The following is a 12,996-nucleotide window of genomic DNA, read 5'->3' on the forward strand; positions in this document are numbered from 1 at the left end:
CGCCTCTTTCGTATGTGGGTTTTGTTCTTGCCGGAACGTTTCCCAGTATACAAGAGGGGCTTTTTGCGTTCAAAGCTCAAATTACTTCATTACAGGAATGGCTCTTTTAATATTTTTGGTTTTTATAATTGTTTCATCATTACGCCGATTTCTTATAACGTTCTCGTATTCACGAATCCGAGAGCCTTAAGGCGCGAAAGCGCCGGGTCCGCCAGGACTTAGGCTCGCAGGATTGTCTGCCTGATACGACTTCCTCGAATTAACAGCCGGCAGACCAAGGGCGCGTAGCGACCGCAGCGTGAATACGGTGTTATGGGATGTCAGCGCCTTCACTGAAATACTTAAAAGTTAGTTTATATCCTGATTTAGTAAATCTTTCAAGACTCAAGGTCTCGATTTGCTAATTCTATAGCAATTGCTAAAGTAATTTGTGGTATTTTACGAAGCCCTTTAATATAGTTATTGTTAAGAAGTTTACTCTCGATGATAGGTTCAATTTTTGTGTCAATACGATCGATCTCTATATCGGCAATAATATTGTTATTGATAAGAAATGTAATAATATCCTCACCTTGATCAGGTGTCCAAGCAATAATATATGCCGTCTTCATTTCTGGAAAGTAAGTTCTTACAATCGATAAAATCCTCTTCCTGCCTTCATCTTGAAATAATGATTTATGTGATCTTAGAAGCTGGTTTCTAATATCTTCCTCTGTCTTACTTCCAATTAGTTTAATTAATTTCAAGACATCATCTCCGCACGAATTAATCTTATGAAAAATATTTCCTTTGTTAAAACAGCAACTAGCATGCTGCTTATATACAAATGGTTATAAAATTAGCGCTGATTTCCTATAACGTTCTTGTATTCCTGAACCCGAGAGGCTTAAGGGAGCGTAGCAACCGGGTCGAAAGACTTAGCCTCGCAGGGTTGTCTGCCTGATTCCTCTTCTCCGAAAATGCCTCGGGCAGACCAAGGTTCGGCGTAGCCGGACCGTAGCAGGAATACGGTGTTATCTGAAGTCCCGCCTGAGTTACCCCAGCATAATTCCTTATAATACCTGTTCTTAGATTTAATCAATGTCTTAAAAAGGAATTTATATAAGGTTTCAATAATCCGTTTCAGCACAATTACATTCCATATTATACCATGTTATTGTGCTGCGTTATTATTGAATCCGATCTTATATAAATTCCTTGCATTGATTAAATCTTTGGTTTGATAAAAAAGCAATTTATTGAATATTTCTTTCATTTACACGATGAGAACTCGAACAAACCGATTTTGGCGGGCAGCCAAATCATTTGTAAGAGCTCTTCAAATCGTCTTCTATATTCAATAAATTCTTTATCAATCAGAACAGTTAGTATATAAGGAATTATGCGGCAACCAAACCAACAAGCTCTATTCACTGACCCTTCAAGTTTCAAGATTGGATGATTCACTTACGTTGGCGGACGTTCGCCAATAAACTAATCCAACTTGATACTTATTACTTCTTAGGCTTATCTTCATTGTGAATAGGTTTTAAGTTGGTTTGGTTGGGGGTTCAACATAGGATTAGCTTCAGGGATTTCAGATAACGTTCTTGTATTCACGAACCCGAGAGCCTTAAAGGAGCGGAGCGACTGGGTCCGTCAGGACTTAGGCTCGCAGGGTTGTCTGCCTGATTCCACTTCTCCGAATTATCTTCTGGCTGACCAAGGGAGCGTAGCGACCGCAGCGTGAATACGGTGTTATCTGAAGGAAACGCCTTCCTTGAATTCTCTACCACTTATTGCATTTAATTATTTCAATAATAGGTTTTGTAATCTTGTCAAATCTAGTTTCATCTTCTAGTGAAACCCAATCAATATCTATTAAATCATCATTATCAGGGTTTTCCTTATTTAATTCTAATTCTCCTCCAATGATCTTAGCTTTATATGTGTATTTTTCACCTGTCTTATTTATCAGTTTTTCAATCATCACTTCATATCCAGTTTCTTCTTTAAGCTCTCTAATACACGCTTCTTCGGGTGATTCATTATTGTTAATCCCGCCACCAGGGAAATTCCAAACAATATCTCCTCTCTCGACATATTGCCTTACCATCAAAACTTTATTGTCTTTGATAATGATCCCTTGAGATATCATGATATATTCTCCCTGTTTGGTCTTTGATTTACTATTAAGGTGTATTCGATTACGTTTCTTTCAGATAACGTTCTTGTATTCACGAATCCGAGAGCCTTAAGGCGCGATAGCGCCGGGTCCGTCAGGACTTAGGCTCGCAGGATTGTCTGCCTGACTCCACTTCCCCGAATTATCTTCGGGCAGACCGAGGAGCGAAAGCGACGAAGCGTGAATACGGTGTTATACGCTGCCCTTGCCTTCCTGGATCACATTCAAGAGTTCTTTAATAATGTGTTTCCTTACCATTCTTAGGACTGCCTTCAATATAGTGTTTGCTCATACTGCTCCTTCGAATTGCCTTCAATATAGTGTTTGCCTATACTGCTACTTTGAATTGCCTTCAATATAGTGTTTGCCTATACTGCTACTTTGATTTGCCTTCAATATAGTGTTTACCTATACTGCTACTTTGATTTGCCTTCAACATAGTGTTTGCCTATACTGCTACTTTGAATTACCTTCAATATAGTGTTTACCTATACTGCTACTTTGAATTGCCTTCAACATAGTGTTTTCTATACCGTTCCTTCGGATTGCCTTCAGTATAGTGATTGCCTATACTGCTCCTTCGAACTGAATAAATATAGTGTTTGTATAAAATTATCTTGCAAGGGTTGCGTATAACGTTCTTGTATTCACGAACCCGAGAACCTTAAGGCAGCTTGCTGCCGGCCGCGACGCGGTTAGGTTCGCAGGGTTGTCTGCCTGATACAACTTCTCCGAAAAGCCTCGGGCAGACCAAGGAGCGTTAGCGACGCAGCGTGAATACGGTGTTATGTGATGGACTTGCCTTCTTGAAAAACTAACGATACTTATTTATTCTTCTTATACCCATACTTAAAACCATCCCTTATATACTCTTGAACAGGGATTACAAAATCAGTTTCGATTATTAACTCAATATCACCAGCCGCTTGCAGCTTTAGATCCCCAAATCCGTATGGCCAGTCTGTAGTGGTGTAAAATTCAATACATCGAGTATCTGATTCTTCCGCATTCCCCCATTGTTTACTTATTCTTATGATATCGTTCTTATTATCTTTAATAAATTGATTTCCGTTTTGATTGTATAATGCTATTGAAATACTTCCCGATTGTATTTCTTTAAATCTTACTTTGGTTAAACCTGAAATATACAAGTCCACTTCATCTTTAAAATCAATCTTTTGTTTTATTAAACTATAACATTCCGAAGCTTTTAGTATAGTGATGCCCCAAGCACTAAAAGAATTCATAGTTTCAAATGATGAATTGAAAAAAAGACGCGCTTCACTAAAATCTATGTAGTTATCAAAGTCCTCCCATGAAATAACTAAAGAGAGAATCATTTCTTTCCTCTTTTCTATTATGTTTACAAGTCTTTCACATAACGTTCTTGTATTTGCGAATCCGAGAGCCTTAAGGCGCGATAGCGCCGGGTCCGCCAGGACTTAGGCTCGCAGGATTGTCTGCCTGACTCCACTTCCCCGAATTATCTTCTGGCAGACCAAGGGGGCTTGACCCCCGCGGCGTGAATACAGTGTTACCTGAAGTAACTGCCTTCTTCGTTTCTCCCTCAAGTTAATTAATTCGTCTTTTATAGTCTTTTATAGTCTTGTATAGTCTTTTATGGCTTTTTATAGTTTCTATAATATTTATAAATCGCCTTTATAGTTTTGATAAATCTTTTATAGTTTTTACGAATCTTTCATCGTCTTGTCCCGTTTTTTGCAAAGTCATTTTTAAGATCGAAACCAGAACTACACATATGCAGATCGCGATTTCTTTAATAGTCTTTATCATACTGCGGTTATTTCAGGTAACGTTCTTGTATTCACGAACCCGAGAGCCTTAAGGCGCGGCAGCGCCGGGTCCGTCAGGACTTAGGCTCGCAGGGTTGTCTGCCTGATACTACATCTCCGAAAAACCTCGGGCAGACCAAGGGGCGTACGCCCCGCAGCGTGAATACGGTGTTAACTGATGCCTCCGACTTAGTCAGCGAAACTTAAAAAATCTTCATTATCCAGTCGTCTCTTAGGTCTTATCAAGTCTTTATCCAAGTTTTTATCAAGTTCTTTAATCATGCTTTAAAATAGTCATTAGGTCTTCAATAATTTTTATTCAAATCTTTAATAAGTCTTTACACAATATATTTCAAAAGGTTTTTAAAAGTTCTAATAATCATTCAGGTTTCAATCAAGGTTCTATATACGTTTTTTTAGATTTACAGGTCGCGTGGACGAAGGGGGTTACGTTTACCTCGCTTGAACTCGCGACTACTATTCTAACTTCCTGAATTGTCTTATCAAATATAAGCATTCGGAGATTTCAGTTAACGTTCGTGTATTCACGAACCCGAGAACCTTAAGGCAGCTTGCTGCCGGCCGCAACGCGGTTAGGTTCGCAGGGTTGTCTGCCTGGTCCACTTCCTCGAAAACCCTCGGGCAGACCAAGGGCCGTAAGGCCCGCAGCGTGAATACGGTGTTATATGTTGTTGCCTTCTCCCCCGAGTCTGCACAAGAAATCGTCTTTCATAGTCTTTACCCATCTTATTCAAGATTTTCAATAGTCTTTTCCATAGGGTTTTATAGGTTCATCCGATTACCTCGAAGGGGTCTACTAAGGTGGCGAGAAGGCTGGAAATCTTCGATTGGATCAAGGGAGGAGACTTATTCCTCTCTTCATCCAATCATTTTCCAGTCCTCTACGCCCTTATAATGTTTTATCGGATGAATCCCTTATAGCCCTTAAAGACTATTGAAAATCAAGATGGTAAAGACTTTAGACGATTTCGTTCAGGAATCATTTCGATCTTGAAAACCATTATACTGCCTCTCCAGAATCAAAGTCCCGCCGGATGAGCTCGATGCTCATCGTCTACTCCAGGCGAATCTTGATTCTGATTGCTTCATTGAATCCGCTCTCACATTGGTTTTCAAGATTTTGATTCCTGATGGGCTTTCTTCTTTAGCTTTGGGGCAATTACATATAACGTTCTTGTATTCACGAACCCGAGAGCCTTAAGGCGCGGCAGCGCCGGGTCCGTCAGGACTTAGGCTCGCAGGGTTGTCTGCCTGTTCCCACTTCTCCGAAATGCCTCGGGCAGACCAAGGGAGCGTAGCGACCGCTGCGTGAATACGGTGTTATATGATGTTCCCCCTACTCTTCTTCGACTTATCTTCATCCTTTATTTCCAAATAGTTTATTAAAGAAGTTTTTATCATTAAGTCTATTTTCTAAATCCTTTACAATTTCAGTCCATGCCTTATATTCATCCGTCTCTTCCCATAATTCCCTTAATTCTGATTCCGTTCTTATTTTTTTTACTGCCTTTACAGCAATTCCTTTTAAATTCTTACCTTTTCCTTCATTGCTTCTAATCCATTCTACTAGGTCTGAAACGTATGAATTCTTTTCTAAAATTTCCTTTCCGGCTTTACCATTTAATGCGGCAATTATTTCAGCTGCACCTAACGCCTGGGCTGCAATATCACCCTCTACATATTCTTGAAGTAATACTTCATTTAGTACTTCTTCTATTACATCTGTTCCACTAGTTTCTAATAATTCAGCTTTCCAATCTAGCACATCATCATTCTCAAAAAAACCATGTCCCCAGGCTCCCATATTCAGTACCTCCGTTTTAATTGGGTCGAAGACCCACTAAGTAGGGGGAATTTCATATAACGTTCTTGTATTCACGAACCCGAGAGCCTTAAGGCGCGGCAGCGCCGGGTCCGTCAGGACTTAGGCTCGCAGGGTTGTCTGCCTGATCCCGCTTCTTCGAATTATCTTCGGGCAGACCAAGGGGCTTGTCCCCCGCAGCGTGAATACGGTGTTAGGTGATGCCGCGTTCTACCTGCAAATGCTCAATATGTTTTATGTATTTAACATAGTCATTATAGGAATCGGCTCTTGCTATTAAAGAAGTGAGTTGTAGAAACTCTTCACTAGTGGAGTCAAAGTCCTTATAAAAATAGTGATAGAAATCATTAATACTAACTGGTTCACTCGAATTATCTATAAATTTAAAATACTCTTCCATGATTTGAGGCTCAATTTCAACGCATTTCAAAAGTTCTAACTTTGCATCTTTCTTTTTATTTCTTAACGAATTTAACAACTCTATTTGATTTCCTATACTATTAACTACAAGCACTTTAATAGCATCTAAGTCATATTGATTCCAATAATCATTAGTAATCGAGATTGTTTTCAACTCTTCTTCTAATTCAGAGATAAATTCAAAAGGCCATTCAAAAATAAATCTACTGAAGAGATAATGTCTTACATCAAATAATTTTTGAGAAATTAATGCTTCTTTCATAAAAGGTACTAGAGGCTTCCCTATTGAAAATAAAAAATCAGCAAGCAAGTTAGCCTCAGGCTCACATCTCCATACATACTCATCAAGGGCTTCAAATAGTTTTGGTATAAGGCCCGCTATATTAGGATATCCTTGCACAATAATATTTTCTAATTCACTTCTTGTGAACATCTTACACCTCGGGTTTTTCGTTTTCTAACGCGGTTTCACCTAACGTTCTTGTATTCACGAATACGTGAGCCTTAAGGCGCGTAGCGCCGGGTCCGTCGGGACTTAGGCTCGCAGGATTGTCTGCCTGATTCCACTTCTTCGAAAAGCCTCTGGCAGACCAAGGAGCGTTAGCGACGCAGCGTGAATACGGTGTTAACTGAAGTCGGCTCTTCTTCGAGACTGCTTTCGTTCACTGCTCTGATCGGTATTCAATACAAGCACTCTCATCTGCTTCGTTGATTAGCATTCAATACGAGCTCTTTCATACTACTTCATCGATTAGCATTCAATACAAACACTTTCATACTACTTCATCGTTCAGCATTCAATACGAGCTCTTTCATACTGCTTCCTCGATCTACTTTCAATACGAGCTCTTTCATACTGCTTCCTCGATCTACTTTCAATACGAGCTCTTTCATACTGCTTCCTCGATCTACTTTCAATACGAGCTCTTCATACTGCTTCCTTGATCTACTTTCTATACGAACACTTTCATACTGTTTCCTCGATTATCTTTCAATACGAGTAATTCATACGCTCCCTTGATCAGCCCACATTATTCAAGTTCTTAGCCGATTTCAGTTAACGTTCTTGTATTCACGAATCCGAGAACCTTAAGGCGCGTAGCGCCGGGTCCGTCAGGACTTAGGCTCGCAGGATTGTCTGCCTGATCAACTTCTCCGAATTATCTCCTGGCAGACCAAGGTCGGCGTAGCCGGCCGCGGCGTGAATACGGTGTTAAGCGATGGCACTGACTTCTCTGACTTAACCCTCGATATAGCTCTTGACCTTATATAATCCCTTGATCTGTATAGTTCTTGATCTTTATAGCACTTGACCTGTGTAGCCCTTGACCATATAGCTCTTGATCTGTATAGCCCTTGACCTTTATAGCCCTTGAAGATCGGTATAGCCCTTAATTTCTAGAAAACTGCCAACTTAAGCAGATAGTGATAAAGGCTTCTAATATATATTCATTTCAGTGCTTTCGCTTAACGTTCTTGTATTCACGAATCCGAGAACCTTAAGGCGCGTAGCGCCGGGTCCGTCAGGACTTAGGTTCGCAGGATTGTCTGCCTGATATTACATCTACGAACTATCTCCTGGCAGACCAAGGGAGCGTAGCGACCGCAGCGTGAATACGGTGTTATAGGATGTAGCTGCCGTCTTTGAATTTACTTTCAAAAAGTCCTTACTAGTCTTTAAACATTTCTGTCGTTTCTCTTAATACATATTTATCCAATATTCTTCTTTCATTATAAAAGGTTTTAAATAGCTCTTCTGCTTGTTTAAAATTAAAGACTTCATTAGTCCTTACCTTTATCTCTCCCCCGCTATAGGAAACTTTCGTACTAATCTTGATAAAACTCCTTATGCCGATTACAAAATGTTTAAATCCGTCTTTATATGGTTCTCTATATTCTATTGTCATTTTCGATTTTGAACCTGCACATTGTAGATACAAATAATCACTATAAGCTAGGGTACAAAACGAGCTTGTACTTCCATTCATTTGCTTAAGGAAATCGATCACAAAATTGAGCTCAGGCTCAATCTCTTCCATCACATGACTATCTACTTCTAATTGAAATTCCATACAATTCTCCTCGGTAACACGGTTTAATATCGGATTATTTAAGTATTGCAGCTATTTCCTATAACGTTCTTGTATTCACGAACCCTCACTGGCTTAAGGCCCATAGGGCCGGCCGCGATGCGGTTAGCCAGTGCAGGGTTGTCTGCCTGACTCCGCTTCCTCGAATTATCTTCGGGCAGACCAAGGGAGCGTAGTGACCGCAGCGTGAATACGGTGTTAGGCGAAGGTACCTTGAATTAACCCTCAAAAGCTTTATCATCATTCAAAATGATCTTTATTCCTTCATATTCTAATTCTTCTATTATTCTTCTAATATTTCTTTCTTCTTTAAAATCGAACCACCGATTTCTCTCATCTGGAAATCTATCTAATGTGTTTTTAAATCTTTTAAATACGCCTTTTTTGCCTTGTAGAGAATTTAGAACAATATTTCTAGCTTTTACATTATTTATGCTTTGTCCAAATACAATCATCTCATCAAAAGCTTCCGAAGATTCAAGTCTCGGGACTCTTATGTACTTATCTCCAAATGCTTCTTCTATTGACAAAGACAACTCATCATCAATTTCTATATAGTCATTCATAGGTACAACTTCTCCAGTTTCAACATCCAGAAAATAAGAGTACTCTAAGTTGTTATCTTCGAAAGCAGAAACAAGATCTTGAAATTGTAGTTTTGATAATGTTTTTTCTTTCATGGTTGATCCCTTCATTAATATAATCTCTTCGTACTTTCGCCTAACGTTCTTGTATCTACGAACCCTCACTGCCTTAAGGGACGACAGTCCCGGCCGCGACGCGGTTAGGCAGTGCAGGGTTGTCTGCCTGGCTCCACTTCCTCGAAAAATCCTCGGGCAGACCCAGGGGCGTTAGCCCCGCAGCGTAGATACGGTGTTAGAAGATGTGGACGACTTCTTCGGATTCACCTTCACAATGTTGAACATTATTTGGTTGTTCGTGTTTTAATCAAGATATTCTACTTTACAACTCCAATTAAGATATTGTTCATTAAATTTCTCTAAACATTCTTTCATTATCAATGAATCACTAGGTAGGGTATTTAAAAGACTTTTCCATCCTATCAATTTAAGGGTTCTTGGCATTTCAACTAATCCAATTATTGAATCCCAAAATGCATCCCAGTTCATCCCGTAAAAATTAGGAAATCCAAGTTTTTCTTTAAGTAATTTATGTAAATCACTTATGTTCTTAATGGCATTTAAATCTATTTCAATGTATTCAATTTGATCGTTCATACAAATCCCCGATCTTGTAGTAAATTTATTACGCTTCGTCCGTTTCATCTAACGTTCTTGTATTCACGAATCCGAGAGCCTTAAGGCGCGGCAGCGCCGGGTCCGTCAGGACTTAGGCTCGCAGGGTTGTCTGCTGAATCCGCTCCCAGAAATCGCCTCTGCAGACCAAGGGCCATCAAGCCCGCAGCGTGAATACGGTGTTAGCTGAAGTTGCATCTTCTTTGAAATACCACACTAAAAATTCTTCTGTATCTTATTCAGTTCTAGGGTTTTTATATAATCCATTAATTTCTATTATTTCGGCTTCAGCAACACGTTTCGGACCTTCCATAAAATAACCTTTAAGTCCTACTTTAATATCATGAATGTGTCGTTCTCCTCGTGAATTTGGAAATAAAATCCACATCCTAGCAATACCTGATTCTAATACTGCTCTTGTTTCATCTATAATTATGTTTCCATTCTCATCTTCGAATTCTGGATGAATTACTCTCAAATCAACCGGTGTCTTTAAAAAATCTTCTACTAAAGCAAAATCACTTCTATATCCTTGTCGGGGTAGCTGCTTTCTACCACCCTCTTCTACAGAGAAAAATCTATATTTTACTTTAAAATCTGGAGGAAACCCACGAATTTTTTCAATCGATACCCACATACGAATCCCTCACAAAATGATTCTTGTATTTATAAGTTCTTAGGCAATTTCATCTAACGTTCTTGTATTCACGAACCCGAGAGCCTTAAGGCGCGGTAGCGCCGGGTCCGTCAGGACTTAGGCTCGCAGGGTTGTCTGCCTGAACCCGCTTCTCTGAATTATCATCTGGCAGACCAAGGAGCGTAGCGACGTAGCGTGAATACGGTGTTATATGCTGCCGGGGCCTTCCTTGAAACATCTCTCAAAATCCATTCCTTCTTGTCGTTCTTTAGGTTTATCGATCTTTTGTAGTCCCTATCTTACTTTACTGGTTTTCCAGTTTATCGGTCTTTATAGTTCTTATCGTTCCCTTATCGTCCTTTACCGGTTTATCAATCTTTATAGTCCTTTTCGTCCTTTACTGGTTTATCGATCTTTATAGTCCTTCGTCCTTTACCGGTTTATCGGCTCTATATTCCTTGTCGTACTTTATTAGTAAATGCAGTAGTCCTAAGCACCTACTAAATCAAATATACCACTACCTGTAAATATTGGTAATGGTATTGATTAATCTTTACTAAGCTTTGCACCGATTGCATATAACGTTCTTGTATTCACGAACCCGAGAGCCTTAAGGCGCGTAGCGCCGGGTCCGACAGGACTTAGGCTCGCAGGGTTGTCTGCCTGATACAGCTTCCTCGATTTATCTTCGGGCAGACCAAGGACTGCAAGGTCCGCAGCGTGAATACGGTGTTATGTGATGTTGCCTCTTCCTTGAATTAGCCCAAGAAATTGTCTTTCATAGTCTTTACTTCGTATTTTATAGTTTTTCAATGTTCTTACATATAAGGGTTTAAGGGTTGATCCGACATCCGATTCTTCCAAGTTGTAACCCGGGTGGCGGATAGGGGCTGAAATGTCGATTGTAACAAGGGAGGGGTAACTCCTTCCCTTCCTTCAATCGCATTTCAATCTTTGATCCCTATTGCCTTTAATATCGGATCAATCCTTACTTAACCCCTGAGACTAAACATTGAAAAAAATCATAAACGAAGTAAAGACAAAGACGATTTCGGTCAGGAATCATTTAAGATCATGAACCCAATTGTACAGCTTGTGATGTAACAAAGTCCCGCCGTTTGAGCGCTCCAGCTCAACGTAACCCTAGGCGGGTCTTTGTTCATCTTTGCTTCCTTGAATTATCTTCTATACAATTGGGTTCCTATGATCTTCATTCCTGATGGGCTTTTCTTCTTTAATTCAGGCAATGTCACATAACGTTATTGTATTCACGAACCCTCACCGACTTAAGGCCCGAATGGGCCGGCCGCGACTGCGGTTAGTCGGTGCAGGGTTGTCTGCCTGCCTCCACATCTTCGAATTGCATCGGGCAGACCAAGGGGCTTTAGCCCCGCCGCGTGAATACTGTGTTAGATGATGTCGGGGACTTCATTGAGTTACTTACAAAATGTTTAAATCTTCTTTAGATTCCAAATGCCATAAGGATTGTAAAACAGCTCGTCTTTATCAAAGTAATTGCAATCTGTAAAATTCAGTTTATATTTAGTGTCATCAAGGCTTACGCTAAAAGTTTCTCCATTATTTAACTTTGGATTTTCAGTCAAAATAAAATATAAGAAGTTAGACAATACATAACCAGCTTCTTCAGGACTTACTATCGTTTCTATAGTTGCATCCGGCAATCCAAATACTTGCATACCACAGGAGTAATAAAATTCTTCAGACCTAGCAAATGTAACAAACGAATTGAATAGTTCACTTATTTCTTCTGAATTCATAGATATCCAATCTTCAAAAGAATGTGCAATCCCAGAGTTTTCAATCTTTACAGCTATTCCACCGCTCTTTAAAAGTCCTGTAATTACATTTGATATCTTTCTTACCTCATTTATACTACCGGAATCACCGATTACGTATAATGTATAAGTATGATTATCAATCTCTGATATGAGTTCGTCTGGAAACCTTCCTTGAGATGCATAAGTAAATGCTTTGACAAGATTGGGATCATGATCGTAAATATCAAGTTCAAAAACTTCATCTGAGTCGATTTTTTTAATTATATGACCTGCAAAAATATACCCCTCACTATAACTTACAATTGCTTGAACTATATCTGTCCTATTCTTCCACTTTCCTGGAACGCCGATGATTATTTTATTTTCATTCATTACTTGAACCTCCATATTTTTTCCCCGATTTCATCTAACGTTCTTGTATTCACGAACCCTCACTGCCTTAAGGCCCGATAGGGCCGGCCGCGACTGCGGTTAGGCAGTGCAGGGTTGTCTGCCTGATTCCACTTCCCCGAAATGCCTCGGGCAGACCCAGGGAGCGTAGCGACCGCAGCGTGAATACGGTGTTATATGATGTATATGCCATCTCTGAATCTACTTGCAAATAATGTCTTTAAATGATTCTACATAATATCCCCAATTAACTTTCTCATTCTCATATTTCCATAAAAGTTCTTCAAATGATTCTGTAGGTTCTCCGAATTTAGTATATAATTCCGTTCTTACATCTTCCAGTCTCTTTCCTTCATTCAATAATCCATCTATACAATATTCATCTGGGACATATATTGCTTCTCCTAAAATCGGATATAATTTGAAACATAAGTGTCTTATAGAGTTTCTTATATCTGATGAGGATAGAAATAGCTTCCAACGAGCTGTATGATAAAGTTGACATAAATGTCTTCCAAAATATAGATTAAAATCTCCACTTCCTTCAAGAATCAAGTAATTCTCGTTATTATATTGTTCTAATAAGCTCTTATAAGGTCTATAC

At 39.5% G+C, this 12,996-nt stretch carries 11 protein-coding genes; all 11 read right to left on the reverse strand.

The window, feature by feature from the left end; translation table 11 throughout:
• Positions 1 to 377 precede the first annotated feature (377 nt).
• On the reverse strand, positions 378 to 746 hold the full coding sequence (locus KXG62_RS33005; RefSeq protein ID WP_246627757.1) for a hypothetical protein: 369 nt from the start codon (positions 744 to 746) through the stop codon (positions 378 to 380).
• Positions 747 to 1,768: 1,022 nt separating this feature from the next.
• The gene (locus KXG62_RS33010; protein WP_218096261.1) at positions 1,769 to 2,137 is read right to left on the reverse strand and encodes an NUDIX hydrolase; all 369 of its coding nucleotides are present in this window, start codon (positions 2,135 to 2,137) and stop codon (positions 1,769 to 1,771) included.
• Positions 2,138 to 2,988: 851 nt separating this feature from the next.
• Positions 2,989 to 3,504: a hypothetical protein gene (locus KXG62_RS33015; protein WP_218096262.1), complete on the reverse strand. Its 516-nt coding sequence runs from the start codon at positions 3,502 to 3,504 to the stop codon at positions 2,989 to 2,991.
• A 1,831-nt stretch (positions 3,505 to 5,335) separates the two neighbouring features.
• Positions 5,336 to 5,782: a DUF4259 domain-containing protein gene (locus tag KXG62_RS33020; RefSeq protein WP_218096263.1), complete on the reverse strand. Its 447-nt coding sequence runs from the start codon at positions 5,780 to 5,782 to the stop codon at positions 5,336 to 5,338.
• A 211-nt stretch (positions 5,783 to 5,993) separates the two neighbouring features.
• Positions 5,994 to 6,653, reverse strand: coding sequence for a hypothetical protein (locus KXG62_RS33025; RefSeq protein WP_218096264.1), 660 nt, complete (start codon positions 6,651 to 6,653; stop codon positions 5,994 to 5,996).
• A 1,237-nt stretch (positions 6,654 to 7,890) separates the two neighbouring features.
• Positions 7,891 to 8,292 carry a hypothetical protein gene (locus KXG62_RS33030; RefSeq protein WP_218096265.1) on the reverse strand — a complete coding sequence of 134 codons (402 nt, stop codon included), beginning with the start codon at positions 8,290 to 8,292 and terminating at the stop codon, positions 7,891 to 7,893.
• Between the two features lie 236 nt (positions 8,293 to 8,528).
• Positions 8,529 to 8,990 (reverse strand): UPF0158 family protein, encoded by a 462-nt coding sequence (locus KXG62_RS33035; protein ID WP_218096266.1) that lies wholly within the window; start codon positions 8,988 to 8,990, stop codon positions 8,529 to 8,531.
• 264 nt (positions 8,991 to 9,254) lie between these two features.
• Complete coding sequence (locus KXG62_RS33040; protein WP_218096267.1) at positions 9,255 to 9,548, reverse strand: barstar family protein; 294 nt, start codon at positions 9,546 to 9,548, stop codon at positions 9,255 to 9,257.
• 253 nt (positions 9,549 to 9,801) lie between these two features.
• Positions 9,802 to 10,203 carry a hypothetical protein gene (locus KXG62_RS33045; RefSeq protein WP_218096268.1) on the reverse strand — a complete coding sequence of 134 codons (402 nt, stop codon included), beginning with the start codon at positions 10,201 to 10,203 and terminating at the stop codon, positions 9,802 to 9,804.
• Positions 10,204 to 11,654: 1,451 nt separating this feature from the next.
• Entirely contained in the window at positions 11,655 to 12,374 is a 720-nt protein-coding gene (locus KXG62_RS33050; RefSeq protein ID WP_218096269.1) for a DUF4261 domain-containing protein, read from the reverse strand.
• Positions 12,375 to 12,593: 219 nt separating this feature from the next.
• The coding region (locus KXG62_RS33055; protein WP_218096270.1) for a hypothetical protein at positions 12,594 to 12,996 on the reverse strand (403 nt) is incomplete at its 5' end.

This window comes from Paenibacillus solanacearum (assembly GCF_910593845.1).
Taxonomy (GTDB): Bacteria; Bacillota; Bacilli; order Paenibacillales; family NBRC-103111; genus Paenibacillus_G; species Paenibacillus_G solanacearum.